This is a genomic window from Rothia sp. CCM 9417, assembly GCF_048513575.1.
GTDB lineage: Bacteria > Actinomycetota > Actinomycetes > Actinomycetales > Micrococcaceae > Rothia.
In genome coordinates, this window is sequence record NZ_JBLXXT010000001.1 from 505,959 (window position 1) to 524,261 (window position 18,303).

Below are 18,303 nucleotides of genomic sequence, written 5' to 3' on the forward strand. Positions count from 1 at the left end.
TACCGTAACGCAGAAAATCCCGATAAGCTGAAAGGAAGTCGTTTTCCTTAGCGCGGCTAGTATCTACACGGGGAGATTTATGCGATCATACAATTCTGCTCAAACTGGCCAGTCTGGCCCTGCCGACGAAGTTTTGCTTTCTGAAGTTCGCCAGGGTCAGCTTGAGTCGTTTGGTGTTTTGTATGAGCGCTATGTGGTCATGGCGCGCGCTATTGCTTATAGGCATACCTCAAACCAGACTCTGTCAGAGGATCTCGTATCTGAGGCCTTCGTCAGAATTTTGCAGGCTCTTAAGAATGGCAAGGGCCCTCGCGCTTTCATGGGCGGATATCTTGCCACAACTCTCGCGCATCTGGCTGCTGAGAACGGTCTTATAGCGCAAAAAGAGGTGCTGAGCGAAGAGCATGACCTAGAGCTGGCTGGGTCATTGGATGAGACTGTTCTTAAACTGCATGAGTCCGATGAACTGATTTCTGCATTCACCAGTTTGCCGGAACGTTGGCAGTCTGTTCTGTGGATGACCGAGGTTGAGAATAAAAAGCCCCGTGAAGTAGCCACAGCTCTGAACCTGTCGGCTAATGCTGTTTCCGCTCTTGCTGCTCGCGCACGGGAAAGCCTTCGCGAGGGGTTTCTGCGAGCACATCAACACGCTCCCAAAACTGCTGAGTGCGCGCAGTACTCACCTCACCTCAGCTCTATGGTCCGTGGCTCGCTGACTAAGAAGCGTAGCGAAACTCTACGAGCTCACCTTTCAACATGCTCATTTTGCTCTTCTGAATACCTGAATCTGATCGGTATCAACAAGACTATGCGTACGTGGGTTTTCCCCGTGCTTGCAGGGCTTACGCCGATTCTTACTGACAGTTCTAAGGTTATTCTCCCGTACATCGCCGGTGGTAGCCTAGCCCTGGCTGGTGCAAGTCACAGTGGGGGAGCGGGGCTTGCCTCTTTGATTCCCGGACGTTGGGCTTCTTCCAAACCCTCTCTGGTGGGGGCCGCTGCCGCTGTAACCGCTCTTGGTGCGGTGGCCGGTGGCATAGCACTGGTCAATAGCTCGTCCTCTAATTCAACGGTGATTAGTGCCGATTCTCAGCTTGAAACCGCACCAGCTTCAAGCCCTTCGGAAGAGGTAGGTGGCATCGTTGATGCTCTTGTTGATTCGCCCCAAAGCTCGGGCTCGAGCGTTCCCGTAGAATCTTTTAGGGCTCCTGCTGCATCAGCGCCTAGCATGCTGGTGGATACCCAGACTTTTGATTCTGGTGATTCACCGCGCGGGCAGCTGGGGCAGAAGGCCTCTCATAGTCGCGCAAGCGCTGGGGATGCCGCTGACTCTTCAGCCGGTACTAGCGTAATAAGAAGACCATCGGTGGAAATCCCTCAAGGTCAGACTCGCTCTGCTCTGGCCGGTCCCTGGCAGGATGACACGATGGGGGTTCATGGGGCGTCTAAGGAGTCAGCCGATCTTGCGAGCTCTTTAGTATTCTCAAACCAGCCAGATGGTGCCGCTGGAGTCGGTGATACTCAGCAGCCTCCGGTAGCTGAGCCCGAGAGCGATACCCCGGTAAGATCAACTTTGCCCGTGGAAAGTCAGCCACCGGGGGAATCTGTAGCGCCTGTTAATCCTGTAGACCGTACCCAGCCAGTTGCTCCTGCCGATCCTGATACTCCAGTAGATCGTTCTATGCCGACCGACCCGGCTGAACCAACAGAGCCTGTTGAGCCAAGCGACCCGGCTGACCCGGCTAATCCGGCTGAACCAAGCGACCCAGCTGAGCCTGTTGAGCCGACCGACCCAGCTGAGCCAACTGAGCCTTTTGAGCCAACTGAGCCGGCTGAACCAACCGACCCGGCTGAACCAACTGAGCCAACCGACCCGGTTGAGCCGACCGACCCGGCTGAGCCAGCTGAACCAAGCGACCCAGCTGAGCCAACAGAGCCTGTTGAGCCAAGCGACCCAGCTGAACCAACTGAGCCTGTTGAGCCAGCTGAGCCGACCGACCCGGCTGAGCCGACCGACCCAGTTGAGCCAAGCGACCCAGTTGAGCCTAAAGAACCTGCTGATCCTGACACTCCAGTGGACCGTTCTATACCGACCGACCCAACTGACCCGGCTGAGCCAACAGAGCCTGTTGAGCCAAGCGACCCAGTTGAGCCTAAAGAACCTGCTGATCCTGACACTCCAGTGGACCGTTCTATACCGACCGACCCGGCTGAACCAAGCGAGCCAGCTGAGCCAAGCGACCCTGGAGTTCCCGACCCCAAGGACTGGGTAGGAACCCCCGAATACTACAAGTGGATGGCGCAGGTGCCCTGGGATACAATCGGTAGCCCAGTCAATGACAACCGTATGTGCAGGATTACCTATATCTATTCGGGTAGTCTGGTCAGCTTCGGAACCTACATTCCGCAGATTATTCTTGACTCCCCCTATGCGCTCTATGTTCTAGAGAGCTACTTTGGGCTAGAGGCGATTACAGAGATTACCTGCGTCTAGGAGACATTAAGATAGCTACCGGCCTGCCTCCTGAATGAGTTAGGCCGGTCATAATATGCTCTTCGCAAAAGCACAGCCTCTACCCAGCTAAAGACCCTAGTCTATAAAGCAACAATAACTTTCCTGAGAAAGGTGTAATAGGGTGCACGGCCATAACAACGGGCTTAAAACTGCTCTTTTACTGGGTTCGATGGTCGGTTTTCTCTTGCTCATTGGGGCGGGGCTAGCTGCCTATACCCGTAGTTCTGTGTGGATTATGATTATGGGCCTGGTGGGCGTGGGCATGGTGGCCTATTCCTACTGGAACTCCGATAAAATCGCTATCCGTTCCATGAACGCCTATCCCGTGACTCGCGATCAGGTCCCCGGTCTTTACGAAATTGTTGAGGAGCTCTCAGCCAAGGCCAATCAACCAATGCCGCGTCTCTACGTTGCTCCCACCTTGACCCCTAATGCTTTTGCTACGGGGCGTAACCCCCAGAATGCGGCCGTTTGTTGCACCGAGGGGATCTTGCAGCTCCTTGATCATCGTGAGATGCGCGGTGTCATCGGGCATGAGCTGATGCACGTCTATAACAGGGATATTTTGATTGGCTCCATCGCTGCGGCTTTGGCTTCTGTGGTGGGAACCATCTCTCAGGTCATGAGCTTTGGCTTGATGTTTGGCGGTAACCGAAACAATGACAACCGGGCCGGTGGAGGGCTCATCTTCACCCTCTTTCTTGCTGTGATGGCACCCCTGGTGGCGGGCGTAATGCAGATGGCTATTAGCCGCACACGAGAATACGATGCCGACCAAGACGGTTCCCAGCTCACCGATGACCCGTTAGCTCTGGCCTCTGCACTGCACAAGCTTGAAAACGGTGTCTCGCGCTACCCCCTGGACCCTGAGAACCCTAAAGTTGCTGGCACAGCCTCGATGATGATCGCCAACCCTTTCCGCGCGGGTCAGATTCAGAACCTGATGGCGTCGCACCCTCCCATGGCTGACCGCATCGCCAGACTTGAAGCGATGGCGCGCGCCAAGGGGCAAATGTAGCCCTGCCGTTTTCGCGTCAGTAAGCGGGTGAATATTTTGCCCTGCCTAGGGAAAGGTGCCCTCTGTTTCAAAGAACAGAGGGCACCTTCTATGTGCTTGAGTGAAGCGCGTGCTAAAACCTAGCGGTAGTTGACAAACTGGAGATCAACTTCGAGGTCAGCACCCTTTAGCAGAGCGATAACATCCTGCAGATCATCACGTGACTTAGATGAGACACGGAGCTCGTCACCCTGGATGGTTGCCTTGACGCTCTTGGGCCCTTCTTCACGAATCAGCTTGGTGATTTTCTTGGCCTGGTCCTGGGCAATACCTTCTTTGATAGAAGACTCAATGCGGTACTCCTTGCCCGATGCATAGGGGTCACCGGAATCCAGGGACTTAAGAGAAATTCCGCGTTTAACCAGCTTGGACTGGAAGACATCAAGAACAGCTAGGGCACGTTCTTCAGAATTAGCCTTAATCAGAATCTTTTCGCCAGAAAAATCAATCTCAGCGCCAACGCCACGGAAGTCATAGCGCTGGGCTACTTCTTTCTGGGCCTGGTTGAGTGCGTTGGAAACTTCCTGCTTGTCGACCTTAGATACAACGTCAAATGATGAGTCGCTTGCCATGCAGGGCACCTCTTTCGTAAGTAATAGTCAGGGGCTGGGGCACAAGGTTTTTTGAACCTGAGTGCTTCTCACTATAACCGTACCCTGTTAGAGCGGCTGTCAGCATATTTCTAGAATCGTTATAAAAATGTGACTCCATTCTCAGCAAAACTTCATTTTGCTTTGAAAGGATGAAAGTATGGCTGAAAAGAAAACAGCTGCCCACGCTCAAGCCGGCATACCGTCCGGCTCAGGAACCACTCCGGCGGCGCACCAGATAACTGCAGTAACAGACGAAAGCATGCAGAGGGCTTATGAAGCGCTCATGGCAGATCTGTCTGCAGACGATTTCCTCTTTGAAGCTCTTCCCAACGCTGGGGCTGAGCATAAGCAAGCGGAACTCTTTGCCCCCGAGCTAGGGTCTACCTTGAAGGACCCTGCCATCATTGCTCGTTTTGAGGGTGTTAAAGAGAATCTCGAGCGAGAAATCAAGGGTGGCATGTGTACCCCGGACCAAGCCTACGCCTACTTGGAGAACCTTGAAATCACGCTTCTTTTAGAGCAGGAGTCCGCACTGACGTCCTAGCGGAAAACAATATGCTCACTAGCTCCTGCAGTCATGACTGCAGGAGCTCCTTCTTTCTAGAAGTGGGCTTGGCAACAAAAAGGGGTGCCAAGTTGGCAACCGTGGCAAAAGTGTGTAAAGTAGTCTACTGTTCGTTGATACGAATGATTCAAGAAATTGAATACGGCAGATTACCCGAGCGGCCAAAGGGGGCTGACTGTAAATCAGCTGGCATTGCCTACGGGGGTTCAAATCCCTCATCTGCCACAGCGAAAATCCCATCTCATCACGAGATGGGGTTTTTTGTTAACTCCTCTTCATTATCAGAGAAACTGGCACCGGGCTTTAGACATGCAGGGGTAAAAGGGGTAGCGTGTTCATCATGGCAACCATTGAAATTACCCAGGAAAACCTCACCCAGCAGGTCGAATCATCAGATATCCTCTTCCTCGACTTCTGGGCTGAATGGTGTGGCCCCTGCAAGCAGTTTGGCCCCATTTTTGAGGAAGCCTCTGAGAAGCACCCCGAGATTACCTTTGGCAAGGTCGATACCGAAGATCAGCAGCAGCTGGCCGCGGCCGCTAACATCACCTCAATTCCTACTGTGATGGGTTTCCGCGAGGGTGTCCTTGTGTTCTCCCAGCCCGGTGCGCTGAACGCTCAACAGTTCGACCAGATCATTGAGGCGGTTAAGGGCTTGGACATGGCTGAGGTTCACAAGCAGGTTGCTGAGGCAGAAGCCGCCCAGCAGGCCGAAGAAAACTAAGCTTCAAAAAATACTTATAGACCTTAGCCATCGGGCTCCCCCAGCAGGGGAGTTCGATGGCTTTGCTATGTCGTGGAGCTAGAAGGAACGGAAGTCTTGCGGGGCGTAGCGGGGCGCCCTGCGGGGTTCGTGGATACCGGTGGCTTTAATGAGGCTGACCACTCGTTGCCGATGCCCGGCATAAGGGGCTAGGAGTTCTAACATGCGGTGGTCATCGCCGCGGACCCCGTCAAAGGCGTAGGTAAGGTGGTGGGCTAAATGGTAGTCACCCACACTGACGGCATCGGGGTGGCCGCAGTACCGCTGGAGTGTTTCTGCAACTGTCCACGGGCCGACACCCGGTATCCCAGCAAGAACCTGGGCCAGCTCCCCTGTAGCGCTTTCTTCCGCAAACCGTTCGAAAGAGGCGGCTTGGCGCGCATAATGGACCATAGTAGAGGAGCGCGAACGGTCAAAACCAGCCCGGTGGTAGTCCCAGTCAGGAATCTGCGCAAAGACATCAGCCGGGGGAAAAAAGAGCAAATCCGCCGGCTGATCGGGGTAGCCGGTCTGAGGGGCCTGCTGGCCGTATCGGCCAAGGAGCGCCCGCATACCTCCCATCGCCTCTATACCAGTTACCCGCTGTTCTGAGATAGCGAGCAGAAGATTTTGGGAAAGCAGGCCAATGGAGGGCAGTCTTAGACCCGGAGCCTCTGCCCTTGCCTGCTTGAGGCGTTCGGGTAGTTGTTGCCAGGCAGGGGAAGCATAGAAGGGCGACCAGCAGTCATTCTCGCCTACCCAGCCTCCAACCTTTTCAGCGAAGGCTTCCAAAGCGCTGGCTGGGGAGAGGGTTCCTGAATGTGTGGACGAGGAGGGACCGGGTGCCCACAGCGTCACATTGAACGGGGCAGATAGACCCGCCCCTGCTGGGCGTGCACACCGAAGGAGGATATTGATGCCTTGCTCATGAGCACTTGCCCAGTGGATGGTCTCGGCGGGGGTGGAAACCGCTCGCATCAGCGGATCAGCCTGGCCTCTTTGCAAGGGTGCAAAAGTCTGTCCCAGGTGCACCGCATGGGTTGGTTCCAGAACAAAAGAGGCGCGCAACATGTTTTCTATCGTCTCATGTGCCGGGCATATTGGAAGACCTGATAAGTCTTACTCAGCTCGACTGTCTATACTTACCAAAGACTGCACCCCAACAGAGAAGAACAATGGCCATTAAGAAACTGCTTGAACACCCCCAGCTGGTTCCTGCGCGAATTGCCGCAACAACCCTAGCTCTGGCAGTCTTTGGTCTCTACAGCACTTACTCCTGGTTCCAGTGGCGGCACTATCTTGTGCCCTCCTGGGATTTAGGAATCTTCGCCCAGCTTGCCAAAGCCTACTCTCAAGGTCAGGCCCCTATTGTTCCTATCAAGGGGGAGGGCTTTAACCTCCTGGGGGACCACTTTCACCCCATTACCATTGCCCTGACCCCCTTTTACTGGTTATGGCCCAGCCCAGCGACCCTGCTCTATGTGCAAAACGGACTGGTCGCTCTCTCTGTCTATTTGCTGATCAGGTTTGCCCAAAAAATAGTGAAGCCCTGGGCGGCTCTTACACTCGGGCTAGCCTACGCCCTGAGCTTCGGTATCCAGCAAGCTGTCTCTGTTCAATTCCACGAAGTAGCTTTCGCCCTACCCTTCCTGGTCATGAGCCTGGGCAACCTAGCGATCATGCGGCTTGAAACCGAACGCGGCCCTTTTTTACGCCGGGCTGTCTACTGGGCATTCCCCTTGGTGTTTGTCAAAGAGGACATGGGAATTACGGTTCTTGCTATCGGTCTGGTTATTCTTTGGCGAACAGGATGGTTCCGCACAGCTGCAGGAATCCTCTTTCCTCTTGCAAGCGCTGCTCCGGCAACTCTGACACAACGGAGCAAAACGCTCCTGCGTTCTTGGATGAGCACCCCGGCTGTGGCGGAAGCTAGTCTGCTTACCCTCTGGGGGCTGATCTGGCCCCTGCTTGCTATCGGGCTGATCCTGCCTTACTTCAACACAGGGGGAGTCTTCGACTACTCCGATAAGCTTGACGTCGCCGCCGCTCTAGGAGACCCCCTGGGAGCATTCGCCCAGCTCTTTTACCCCTGGCAGAAAAGCGCAACTCTCGGCCTACTCCTACTCACGGGGGTTCTAGCCTGGGCTATTAGCCCCATTGCCTGGGTGGCGGTACCGACCCTTATCTGGCGCTTGCTCTCACCGCAAGAAGGCTACTGGGAACCTACCTGGCACTACAACCTGGTTCTCATGCCCATCATCTTCACCGCCCTGCTGGACACTCTGGCCCGGGCGCAGGCAGGTACTCAGGTTCCTGCCCGCCCCCTCGGCAAGGGCCCGCTGGCTGGTACCCGCAGGTCGCTCCTGGATGGAATGAAGCATCAGGCACCTATTATCTTGCCCGCTCTCACCCTGCTTATTGCTTTAGGAACCCTGCCCTGGCAGCCTCTTGCCCAGCTGGGCCAACCTAGTTTTTCTAGCTCCACGCTCAGCTTGACCGATGAGATGAAAGCAGAAGCTGTAGCGGCTATTCCACAGGGAAGTACCGTGGCCGCCGACCTCTCGGTACTTACCTACCTGGTCCCAGAACACACCGCCTACTGGATCGGACACTCCGGTGAACCCGCCCCAGATTATGTGGTCATCGACCGTATGGGGAGCGCATGGGGCAGCAACCCACCCTCGAGCGCCGTAGCCTATGCCACCGGCAGGTACGGGTCAGCAGCCTACCTGCCCTACCGAACCATCGGGACAATTGAGATAGCCGTCCGAGCCGACTAAGCGCTGTACCCTCTATCACCACGGGGAACCAAAACCTACAAACTAGGGTAGAGTTGAGAGTGTAAGAATCGGGAACCCCGAAATTTTCTCTTAGCGCTCACGCCCAGCTAGGCAACTAATCACAGGGCTACGCGCGTTCAACGACCATACTTTGGCTAAGCAGAACGTTGAACCAACGATAGAGAACCTGATGTGTAATCAGCTCGCCCAAGCGCGCAACCCAAGTTAGCTACAGCGCCCACGAACCGAAGACCTCACCTAAGCGTAAGGCCCCTCGCGAGCATTCCACGGGGAAACCCGTAAACGCACCACACAAACCGGTGCGTGCACAACCCCACTCGATGAGGAATACATTGACTGAAAATACTGCTGTGAACGCAGAAACCGCAACTGAACCTGTCTTCCAGGAACCGGTTGTAGACACCCATACTGCCCCCAAAACTCAGACCGAAAAGTCTGATGACGAGGGTATCCGCTTCACTGATCTAGGCCTGGATGCACGCGTCCTCGCAGCACTGGAAAAGGTAGGCTACGAAAAGCCCTCACCCATCCAGGCACAGACTATCCCCCTACTTCTTGAAGGTCGCGATGTTGTTGGCCTGGCACAGACCGGTACCGGTAAAACCGCTGCTTTCGCGCTGCCTGCCCTGTCCACCTTGGCTGAGCTCGCCGACGTCAATGGTGTTTCCAAGGACACCCAGGTTCTGGTTCTTGCACCCACCCGTGAACTGGCTCTACAGGTAGCAGAAGCTTTCTCTTCTTACGCCACCGACATGGAGAACTTTACCGTTCTTCCCGTCTACGGCGGCTCACCCTACGGCCCCCAGCTAGCCGGCCTCAAGCGCGGCGCACAGGTTGTTGTCGGTACTCCCGGCCGTGTCATTGACCACCTCAAGAAGGGCTCCCTGGACCTCTCAAACCTCCAGTACCTGGTACTTGATGAGGCCGACGAGATGCTCCGCATGGGTTTTGCCGAGGATGTTGAATCAATCCTGTCAGAAACTCCTGACACCAAGCAGGTAGCCCTCTTCAGCGCCACCATGCCCAAGACTATTCGCAAGATTGCGGAGAAGTACCTCAACAACCCCGTTGAAGTAAGCGTCAAGTCTAAGACCACCACCAGCGCCAATATCCGTCAGCGCTACATGCAGGTCATGCACTCCCACAAGCTCGAGGCAATGACCCGCGTGCTTGAGGTTGAGGACTACGACGGCATCATCGCCTTCGTACGCACCAAGAAAGAAACCGAAGAAGTAGCTGAAAAGCTCAAGGCTCGTGGCTTCCAGGCCGCCGCCATCAACGGTGACATTCCCCAGGCTCAGCGTGAACGAACCGTTGAGGCTCTGCGCCAAGGCCGTATCGATATCCTGGTTGCGACCGACGTTGCGGCCCGTGGCCTAGACGTTGAGCGTATCTCACTGGTTGTTAACTTCGACATTCCGCACGATACTGAGTCCTACGTGCACCGTATTGGCCGTACCGGCCGTGCAGGCCGTGCAGGCGAAGCTATCCTCTTCATGACCCCTCGTGAAAAGTACATGCTCCGCCAGATTGAAAAGGCTACCCGCCAGCAGGTTGAGCAGATGCACATGCCCACTGTTGATGATGTCAACGACACCCGCAAGCAGCGCTTTGCTCAGCAGATTACTGACACCATTGAGAGTGAAGACCTGAGCTTCTTCCGTACCCTCATTGATGCTTACGCTCTGGAACACGACGTCGAAGGCGAAGAGATTGCAGCTGCACTGGCTGTTATCGCCCAGCAGGGTCGCCCCTTCCTGGCCGAAGAAACTCCTGAGCCCAAGCGCAAGACCCGCGATCGTGATGACCGCGGCTTTGACCGTGATGATAAGCCCCGTGGCGGCCGCCGCCACAAGGACGAAGGCATGGTTGATTTCAAGCTCAACGTAGGCCGCGCATCACGCGTTTCGCCCGCAGCTATCGTGGGTGCCCTCACCAATGAGGGTGGCCTGACCGGTAAGCAGATCGGTTCGATTGATATCCGCCAGCACTTCACCATTGTGGGCCTGCCTGAGGCTGAGCTACCCCGTGACTTCTTTGACCGCCTGCGTGACACCCAGGTTGCTGGCGAGTTCATCAACATCAAGCGCGACCGTGGCCCCAAGGGCGGCGGCTTCGGAGGTAAGAAGTTTGATCGTGATGACCGCGGTGGCTTTGGTAAGCGCTATGACCGTGATGACCGTGGCGGCTTCGGCGGTAAGAAAAAGGGCCGTAAGAAGTTCTAAACCTTTGTGCCGTGAGAACCTAGAGACTTTTGAAAGGCTCGTTCTCGTAGAAGTGTAAGGGGGAGCCCCTCCTGGCTTTCTATTCCTTAGTTGGTTATGCCAGCCTCGGGATGGGCAGGAGGGGCCTTCTTCTGCCCTTGCTTACCCAAGAAAAAGGCTGTGCCTCAGAACACCCAGAAAAATCTGGCTTTCAGTTTGCGCGCAGGCTCAGATGTACCGTAGAGTATTATCTGTTGCCCCGATAGCTCAGTGGTAGAGCGCCATCTTGGTAAGATGGAGGTCCCGGGATCGATTCCCGGTCGGGGCTCTGGTATGAGCCCGTAATAAGGCACATACATGGCGGTGTAGCTCAGCTGGTTAGAGCGCACGACTCATAATCGTGAGGTCGACGGATCGAGCCCGTCCACCGCTACGCCCCGATAGCTCAGTGGTAGAGCGCCATCTTGGTAAGATGGAGGTCCCGGGATCGATTCCCGGTCGGGGCTCAGCTTCAAAACCTCTCCAATCTCACGGTTGGGGAGGTTTTTTCTACGCCCTGGCTTCTTTCGCGCCCAGGGCCGCAGTCGCTACAGGGCTACAATTTGGGAAAATTTAGCAAATATTTTAAAGAGTGGAAGCCTAGGGCCTAGAGTAGGACTATGGCTATTAACCAAGACCTTGTGGGCCGCCTTTACCCGCCCACCGAGCCCTACGCTGTGGGCCGTGAAAAAATCCGTGAATTTGCGACTGCTGTTAAAGCGACCAGCCCCCTGCACTTCGATCTGCAGGCCGCCCAAGCGGCAGGCTACACCGACCTGGTAGCACCACCGACTTTCGCCATTATTCTGGCGCAGAAGGCCGACGCGGCTCTGATTACTGACCCCGAGGCTGGTATCGATTTCTCCCGCGTGGTTCACGCTGACCAGCGCTTTACCCACCACCGCCCCATCGTAGCGGGCGATAAGCTCCTGACTGAAGTTCACGTTGATAGCCTGCGGGTGATGGGGGCTGGGGCCATGCTTAGCACCCGCGAAGAAATCACCACGGTTTCCGGTGAAAAAGTAGCTACCTGCTACTCATCACTTTTGGTTCGGGCGGAGGACTCATGACTGCTATAACTTTTGAGACCCTAGAAAAGGGTACTGAGATTGGTGCCTGTCAGATTCCCGTGACCCGCGCAGACCTGGTGGCCTACGCCGGTGCTTCAGGGGATTTCAACCCTATCCACTGGAACGAGCGTTTTGCCAATGCGGTGGGGCTACCCGGGGTGATTGCTCACGGTATGTTTACCATGGGTGTGGCTATCCAGCTGGTGACCAACTGGGTGGGGGACGCCGGTGCGATTGTGGATTACCAGACCCGCTTCTCCAAGCCGGTGCCGGTACCCGACGCGGAGGGGGAGAGCTCACCTGCCAGCGGCGGCAACGTCATTTCTGTGGCCGGTAAAATCGGTGCCCTGGACCAAGAAAACCGCACCGCCCGCGTCGACCTGACCGTCACTGCCCCCGACGCTCAGGGCAAAGAGCAGAAAGTGCTCATGAAAGCCCAAGCGCTGGTCCAGCTAGCCTAGTCTCCTTAGGGGGCTAAAAATGCCAGGGGTGCTCCTCTTGCAAGAGGAAGGCCCCACTAATATCGGTGAATAAGAGACGGCCTACCGTGAGTGCTTACTGTTTTACTTCTCAAGGTGTCCCCATCATGCCCCCTTAGGGTGCATGAGCAGAGCGCTAGAATAGACAGCCGACACAAAGAATTAGAACGAGAGAAAACACCCTGGTATGACCACATCGAGTACAGTCCCTTATCAGCTGACTGACACCCAGATTCGTACCTGGTACCGGGCTGTCCTTAGTCTCTTCTTCGCCAGCGGCCTGGTGGTTTCGGCGCTACTTACCCGTCTTCCCGACCTAGCTACCGGGCTGAATCTGAGTTCCGGACCTATGGGTTTGCTCCTTCTGGGCATGACCGCCGGTTCCTTCTGCGCTGTCAGCTTTTCCGGTGCCCTGGTAGCCCGCTTCGGCGCGATCCGCTGTATAGCCGCCGCCTACGCAACAACTGTTACCGGTATGGCCCTGATCGGTTGCGGTGTCTACTATATGAGCGTCCCCATGACCCTGGTGGGGCTGAGCCTACAGGGGCTGGGGAGCGCAGCGTCGAACGTAGCCTCCAACGTGCAGGGGGTCGCCAACGAGCGGGCCCTGGGGCGGTACGTCACCCCGATTATGCACGGCTTCTTCTCCATTGGCACCGTCATGGGTGCAGCTCTGGGCGCTCTAGGCACCCAGCTAGGGCTCCCCTTCGTCGCCCATATGATGAGCTATGCGGTGGTGGTGGCAGCGCTGGTTGTATTCTCGCTAACCCGCTGCCAGACCGAAAATTACGGTCAGGACGATACCAAGGCGCTCGAAACCCTTGGGGCCTATAAGGTCCGTGATGCCTGGCGAGATAAGCACACGATCCTGATTGGGCTTTTCGTGCTGGGTGTAGCTTTGGCTGAGGGCTCAGCAAATGACTGGGTAGCCCTAGCCCTCACCCATGACTACGGCACCAGCAAGACAATCGGCTCGCTGGGCTATTTCACCTTTGTAGTGGCCATGATGGTTGGCAGATTCGGTGGGACGGCACTACTCAACAGGTACGGGCGGGTACTTATTTTGCGGATAACCTGCTCCCTGGCAATCGCTGGCCTGAGCCTGTTTATCTTTGCTCCCAAGGTCCAGGTCGGTTTTGTGGGTTTGCTGATCTGGGGTCTGGGAGCCTCTCTGGGGTTCCCTACCGGTATGTCGGCGGCCTCCGACGACCCGATGAAAGCCGCCGTGCGGGTATCGGTTGTCTCTACCATCGGTTACACAGCCTTCTTAGGTGGCCCGCCCCTGCTGGGCTTACTAGGCGAGCACTTCGGTATTCGTAACGGGCTGATTGCCGTGCTTATTTTTGTGCTGCTCTCGCTGGTGCTGACTAGCCAGCTGACACCCAGAAAAGATAGGGATGAGCTTCTTGCTATCAGGATCTAGCAAACACCCAGCAGGCTCAGAGGGAGCTTATCTGGAAGGACTCAGGAATGAGTACATACTGGCTTGCTACCAGCCGGTAGAATGGAACCCGTGACTGAGAAGCTATTGAGTGAACTGACCACCGCCGCTGTCGGCGGCCCCGCCCGCACCTACGTCCGCGCAACAACAGAACAAGAAATTGTCGCCGCTCTCCGCACCGCCGATGAGGCAGGGGAGGACCTGCTCCTTGTCGGCGGCGGTTCTAACCTGCTGGTGGCAGATGAGGGCTTTGCCGGTACGGTGCTTCACATCGCATCGGAGGGAATCGAAAATATCGGTGACTACGCCTGCGGCGGCGCCAACCTGCGCGTGCAAGCAGGGCACAACTGGGATGCCTTCGTCGCCTACACCGTAGAACGCCAGTACTCCGGTATTGAGGCTCTTTCCGGTATACCCGGTACCGTTGGCGCAACCCCCGTGCAGAACGTCGGTGCTTACGGCTCAGAGGTCGCCCACACCATTGCTTCGGTGCGTACCTGGGATCGTCAAACCGGCAATTACAAAACCTTCGCTAACGCCGACCTCAAGTTCGCTTACCGTGACTCAATCCTCAAGCAGTCAAGCGTCAACGGCACACCCCGCTATGTGGTGCTGACCGTTGATTTTCAGCTACCGCACGGTAGTATGTCTGCCCCCATTCGTTACGCTGAGCTTGCCCGCCAGCTGGGCGTTACTGTGGGGGAGCGTGCCAGCTCTGCCCTGGTGCGCAAGACTGTCCTGGGTCTTCGCGCGGGGAAAGGCATGGTTCTTGACCCGGCAGACCGCGATACCTACTCCACCGGCTCTTTCTTCACTAACCCCATTGTGGATAGCGCCGCCCTTGATACTCTGCCCGAGGACGCTCCCCGCTACCCGGTGACCACAGCCACCGGCCAAACGGTTGAAGGTAAGGTCAAGCTCAGTGCTGCCTGGTTGATTCAGCAGGCTGGCTTTGAGAAAGGCTTTGGTCTAGAGGGCCAGGGCCAGCAGCTTTCCGGCGGTCGCGCCTCACTTTCAACCAAGCACACCCTGGCCATCACTAACCGAGGTGGTGCTGCTACAGCCGATATTGCCGCTATTGCGCGAGCTGTGCGAGCCGGTGTTGAAGAACGCTTTGGCGTGTATCTGGTTGCTGAGCCCGTTGTCGTTGGTTTTGAACTCTAGCCCCTGACGTTACGCTATGAGCCTTGAACGGGAAATTGCCGGTAGCGACGGGAGTCTCTTGCACCGGCGGATGCAGCGGGTACGTGCTTTTATGGGCCGTCACCCTCTTTTCCTCTTACTTTATCGGGCCCTGGTCATTCTTCTGGGCTTTCTCTGTATTCTTGCCGGCATCATTATGCTGGTTACCCCTGGGCCGGGCTGGCTCTTTATCTTCATGGGCATGAGCCTCTGGGGTACCGAGTTTCACTGGGCTCACCGGCTCAACCTCTGGGCCCGTGCCAAGGTGCTTGCCACCTGGCGGTCCTTTGAAGCCGCTCGCCACCGCAGGAACCGGCGTAAAACTGCCCAACGATGGGCTAAGCGGAGCAACCATAGCCACTACTGCCCCAGCGGATGCCACTACCGCATAAGCAAACCCGGCCGCTAAAACAGCTCAAAGGGCCCATGCACCACCACCTGGTGCATGGGCCCTTTTTAGGTAAGGGGCTAGCCCTCTGATGCTTCTTCTAACCCCAGCATATGGCCAATAATCTCAAGGATTTTGGGGTCTTCGTAGCCTAGCTTGCGCATGGCAGTTACATACTTTTCGGTAAGTGTTTGAGCCTTGTGGGCCGTGGAATCAAGGGCCGTAATAAAGGAGCCGGCTCGCCCGTGGGTTTCAATAGCCCCAGCAGCTTCAAGCTCCTTATAGGCCTTGGCCACGGTATTGACTGCTAGACCTGTTTCTGCCGCCAAAGCCCGCATAGGGGGTAACCTGTCACCGGCCGCCAAGCGGCCATCAAATCTAGCCGCAATAATTGCGCGCCGTAACTGGGAATAGGGGGGAACATCCGATGCCTTATCCACCCTGAAGTTTAAGGCACGGATGCCCCCGCAGAGCTCCTGATGGGACTCATGAATCGGGGGCATCTGAGGCTTGGTCATAGCTCTATTTTAGAGGGTGCCGGTCGCAATCTTCAGCATGCGGCGCACCGGCTCAGCGGCACCCCACAGGAGCTGGTCACCTACAGTGAAAGCACTGATGTACTGAGGTCCCATGCTCAGCTTGCGGATACGGCCAACCGGGATGTCCAGGGTGCCAGAGGCCGCTACCGGGGTAAGGTCGCGCATAGTTGCTTCGCGCTCGTTGGGAACTACCTTGGACCACTGGTTATCTTCATCAATGATCTTCTCAATTTCCTCAACCGTCAGGTCTTCGGTCAGCTTGAGGGTGAGTGCCTGTGAGTGGGAGCGCATGGTTGCGATACGGACGCACAGACCGTCAAGAGCGACCCGGCTATCGCCTTCAAGGCCCAGAATCTTGTTGGATTCAGCCTCTGCCTTCCACTCTTCGCGAGACTGCCCCTTGCCCAAGTCTGAATCAATCCAGGGAATGAGGGAACCTGCAAGTGGTACACCGAACTGGGTGGTGTCCAGCTCGCCAGAACGTTGCTTGTCCAGAATCTTGCGGTCAATCTCAAGAATCGCTGAAGCGGGATCAGCCAGTTCAGCCTTGACGGTGCCGTTCAGGTCACCGAACTGCTTGAGCACCTCGCGCATGTGGCGGGCACCGCCACCGGAAGCCGCCTGGTAGGTCATGGAAGTACCCCACTCCACCAGGCCCTGCTTCCACAGGCCGCCTAAGCCCATGAGCAGGCAGGAGACGGTGCAGTTGCCGCCGATAAAGTCTTTGACGCCAGAGTCCAGGCCACGGTCAATAACATCGCGGTTAATGGGGTCAAGTACAATCACAGCATCATCGTTCATGCGCAGGGTGGAGGCGGCATCAATCCAGATACCCTGCCAGCCGCGCTCCCGCAGAGCAGAATGAACGGCCTTGGTGTAGTCGCCACCCTGAGCAGTCACAATCACGGGAAGCTTAAGCAGCTCGTCCAGGTCGTGTGCGTCTTTGAGAGTGGCCTCTTCAAGGGCCCCGCCGAAGGTAGGGGCGGGGGCACCAGCCTGCGAGGTAGAGAAGAAGACGGGGCTAATACCCTCAAAATCTCCTTCTTCGAGCATGCGCTGCATGAGGACGGAGCCCACCATGCCACGGTAGCCTACAAAACCTACTGAATCACCGGGTGTAAAAGTCATGGTTTCAGTCTAGCTTTATTCCGCTGCACGCGTGAGGGGAACAGTCTCGTGTTACAGCCCAAAGCGAGGTAGACACGGAAAAGGCTACCCCTGTAACTGCCAGCTCTCAAAACGGTAGGGTAGAGCGACCTTATCACCTGTGGCTTCAAGGCCGTAGCCTTTAACGCTGGTGAGCGTATCGGTGGACGCAAGTAATTCCCAGCGGTCATCTAAAGCCGGTGCGTAGGTGTCGCCCTCTAATTCAAGGCCAAAGACGGTTCTTTCCACTCGGCTCACGCAACCGCCAGCTACCTGCGGAAGGTTCCGAGCTGTGAGAGCCTCCGCATAGACACGACCGCCACCAATCACCCAATAGGCAGTGGCATCGGGTGCTAGCTGGGCCGCCTGCTCAAGGGCTATGGCTAAGGAGGGCACCCAGGTAGCCCCGTCGCGGAGGGTAGGGTCAGAAAGGGAGGAGGAAATAACGATATTAGGACGCCCCGGTAAAGGACGAAAACGAGGCGGGAAGGACTCCCAGGTAGCGCGCCCCATAATCACGGGGCACCCCAAGGTAACCTGCTTGAAGTGGGCTAGGTCTTCGGGCGCGTACCAGGGCATATCACCGGCCCGACCAATCACGCCCTTGCCCGCCTGGGCCCAGATGGCGCCCAGTACCGGCAAATCTCTTTCAGCTACGCTCATAGCCTGCCCCTAGACCGCGATAGGGGCTTTGATGGTGGGGTGGTGCCGGTAATCCACCAGTTCAAAGTCCTCAAACTCATAGTCAAATAGGGAGGGTTTCTTATTCTTGATGATCAGCTTGGGGTAAGGGTAGGGTTGCCGGCTGAGCTGCTCCTCAACCTGCCAATAGTGGTTGGAGTAGATATGGCAGTCCCCGCCGGTCCACACAAACTCACCGGGAACCATACCCGTCTGCCCGGCAATAAGCTGGGTCAGCAGAGCGTAGGAAGCGATGTTGAAAGGAACACCCAAGAACATATCGGCGCTCCGCTGGTAGAGCTGGCACGAGAGCTCACGGGTGCCGTCCGGGCGGGTCTTGACGTAGAACTGGAAAAGCGCATGACAAGGCGGCAGAGCCATATCATCGACCTCAGCGGGGTTCCAGGCCGTGACGATATGCCGACGAGAATCAGGGTTAGTCTTGAGCGACTCAATGACCTTAGCAATCTGGTCAATGGTCTGCCCATCCCCGGCAGGCCAGGAACGCCACTGTACGCCGTAGACCGGGCCCAGTTCGCCGTCCTCATCAGCCCACTCGTCCCAAATACTCACACCGCGTTCCTGAAGCCACCGCACATTGGACTCACCCCGCAGAAACCAGAGCAACTCAAGAGCAACCGACTTAAAGTGAACCCGTTTAGTGGTAATCAGCGGGAAACTCTCCGCCAGGTCAAAACGCAGCTGGCGACCAAAGACACTCTTGGTGCCGGTACCGGTGCGATCAGACTTAAGATCGCCGGTAGCCATAATCTCACGAAGTAGGTCTTCGTAGGGGGTGGGAACAGTCATTATCTTCTTTTCAGTCAAGGGGGCAGGGAGCGCCGGGGGCACTCACCTCAA

General features: G+C 56.5%; 17 protein-coding genes and 4 tRNA genes. 15 read left to right on the top strand and 6 right to left on the bottom strand.

Annotated elements, in window-relative coordinates:
• Positions 1-79: 79 nt before the first annotated feature.
• Positions 80-2,494 (top strand): sigma-70 family RNA polymerase sigma factor, encoded by a 2,415-nt coding sequence (locus ACN082_RS02290; RefSeq protein WP_419099229.1) that lies wholly within the window; start codon positions 80-82, stop codon positions 2,492-2,494.
• Positions 2,495-2,636: 142 nt separating this feature from the next.
• Complete coding sequence (gene htpX, locus ACN082_RS02295; RefSeq protein ID WP_419099230.1) at positions 2,637-3,533, top strand: zinc metalloprotease HtpX; 897 nt, start codon at positions 2,637-2,639, stop codon at positions 3,531-3,533.
• A 119-nt stretch (positions 3,534-3,652) separates the two neighbouring features.
• Here the strand turns inward: htpX and ACN082_RS02300 are convergent, their stop codons facing one another.
• A complete protein-coding gene (locus ACN082_RS02300; protein ID WP_419099231.1) occupies positions 3,653-4,144 on the bottom strand; it encodes a YajQ family cyclic di-GMP-binding protein in 492 nt (163 codons plus the stop codon).
• 178 nt (positions 4,145-4,322) lie between these two features.
• On the opposite strand from ACN082_RS02300, the gene ACN082_RS02305 reads away from it, so the two are divergent.
• The 3 genes from ACN082_RS02305 (at position 4,323) to trxA (ending at position 5,454) form a co-directional block, all read left to right on the top strand.
• A complete protein-coding gene (locus tag ACN082_RS02305; protein WP_419099232.1) occupies positions 4,323-4,709 on the top strand; it encodes a hypothetical protein in 387 nt (128 codons plus the stop codon).
• Between the two features lie 164 nt (positions 4,710-4,873).
• Positions 4,874-4,955 (top strand) — tRNA-Tyr (locus ACN082_RS02310).
• A gap of 115 nt (positions 4,956-5,070) precedes the next feature.
• Complete coding sequence (gene trxA, locus ACN082_RS02315) at positions 5,071-5,454, top strand: thioredoxin (RefSeq protein WP_419099233.1); 384 nt, start codon at positions 5,071-5,073, stop codon at positions 5,452-5,454.
• A gap of 78 nt (positions 5,455-5,532) precedes the next feature.
• On the opposite strand, the gene ACN082_RS02320 is transcribed toward trxA, so the two are convergent.
• Positions 5,533-6,543, bottom strand: a complete 1,011-nt coding sequence (locus ACN082_RS02320) for a DNA-3-methyladenine glycosylase family protein (RefSeq protein WP_419099234.1) — start codon at positions 6,541-6,543, stop codon at positions 5,533-5,535.
• Positions 6,544-6,647: 104 nt separating this feature from the next.
• On the opposite strand from ACN082_RS02320, the gene ACN082_RS02325 reads away from it, so the two are divergent.
• From ACN082_RS02325 to ACN082_RS02370, 10 genes are all read left to right on the top strand, one after another.
• Entirely contained in the window at positions 6,648-8,252 is a 1,605-nt protein-coding gene (locus ACN082_RS02325; RefSeq protein ID WP_419099235.1) for a DUF2079 domain-containing protein, read from the top strand.
• Positions 8,253-8,593: 341 nt separating this feature from the next.
• Positions 8,594-10,498 (top strand): DEAD/DEAH box helicase, encoded by a 1,905-nt coding sequence (locus ACN082_RS02330; protein ID WP_419099236.1) that lies wholly within the window; start codon positions 8,594-8,596, stop codon positions 10,496-10,498.
• A gap of 235 nt (positions 10,499-10,733) precedes the next feature.
• Positions 10,734-10,805: transfer RNA gene (locus tag ACN082_RS02335), tRNA-Thr, on the top strand.
• A 31-nt stretch (positions 10,806-10,836) separates the two neighbouring features.
• Positions 10,837-10,910 (top strand) — tRNA-Met (locus ACN082_RS02340).
• A gap of 1 nt (position 10,911) precedes the next feature.
• Positions 10,912-10,983: transfer RNA gene (locus ACN082_RS02345), tRNA-Thr, on the top strand.
• A gap of 153 nt (positions 10,984-11,136) precedes the next feature.
• Positions 11,137-11,586 (top strand): FAS1-like dehydratase domain-containing protein, encoded by a 450-nt coding sequence (locus tag ACN082_RS02350; RefSeq protein ID WP_419099237.1) that lies wholly within the window; start codon positions 11,137-11,139, stop codon positions 11,584-11,586.
• The gene (locus ACN082_RS02355) at positions 11,583-12,047 is read left to right on the top strand and encodes a MaoC family dehydratase (RefSeq protein ID WP_419099238.1); all 465 of its coding nucleotides are present in this window, start codon (positions 11,583-11,585) and stop codon (positions 12,045-12,047) included. The genes ACN082_RS02350 and ACN082_RS02355 overlap by 4 nt, the downstream gene beginning before the upstream one ends.
• Before the next feature lie 205 nt (positions 12,048-12,252).
• The gene (locus tag ACN082_RS02360) at positions 12,253-13,488 is read left to right on the top strand and encodes an MFS transporter (RefSeq protein WP_419099239.1); all 1,236 of its coding nucleotides are present in this window, start codon (positions 12,253-12,255) and stop codon (positions 13,486-13,488) included.
• 90 nt (positions 13,489-13,578) lie between these two features.
• On the top strand, positions 13,579-14,670 hold the full coding sequence (locus ACN082_RS02365) for a UDP-N-acetylmuramate dehydrogenase (RefSeq protein WP_419099240.1): 1,092 nt from the start codon (positions 13,579-13,581) through the stop codon (positions 14,668-14,670).
• Positions 14,671-14,686: 16 nt separating this feature from the next.
• Positions 14,687-15,097: a PGPGW domain-containing protein gene (locus tag ACN082_RS02370; RefSeq protein ID WP_419099241.1), complete on the top strand. Its 411-nt coding sequence runs from the start codon at positions 14,687-14,689 to the stop codon at positions 15,095-15,097.
• A 59-nt stretch (positions 15,098-15,156) separates the two neighbouring features.
• Here ACN082_RS02370 and ACN082_RS02375 read toward each other — a convergent pair whose 3' ends face one another.
• From ACN082_RS02375 to ACN082_RS02390, 4 genes are all read right to left on the bottom strand, one after another.
• The gene (locus ACN082_RS02375; protein ID WP_419099242.1) at positions 15,157-15,594 is read right to left on the bottom strand and encodes a GntR family transcriptional regulator; all 438 of its coding nucleotides are present in this window, start codon (positions 15,592-15,594) and stop codon (positions 15,157-15,159) included.
• 9 nt (positions 15,595-15,603) lie between these two features.
• Entirely contained in the window at positions 15,604-16,743 is a 1,140-nt protein-coding gene (gene asd, locus ACN082_RS02380) for an aspartate-semialdehyde dehydrogenase (RefSeq protein WP_419099243.1), read from the bottom strand.
• An 84-nt stretch (positions 16,744-16,827) separates the two neighbouring features.
• On the bottom strand, positions 16,828-17,424 hold the full coding sequence (locus ACN082_RS02385; protein ID WP_419099244.1) for a dihydrofolate reductase: 597 nt from the start codon (positions 17,422-17,424) through the stop codon (positions 16,828-16,830).
• Between the two features lie 9 nt (positions 17,425-17,433).
• Positions 17,434-18,252, bottom strand: a complete 819-nt coding sequence (locus ACN082_RS02390; RefSeq protein WP_419099245.1) for a thymidylate synthase — start codon at positions 18,250-18,252, stop codon at positions 17,434-17,436.
• Positions 18,253-18,303: the final 51 nt, after the last annotated feature.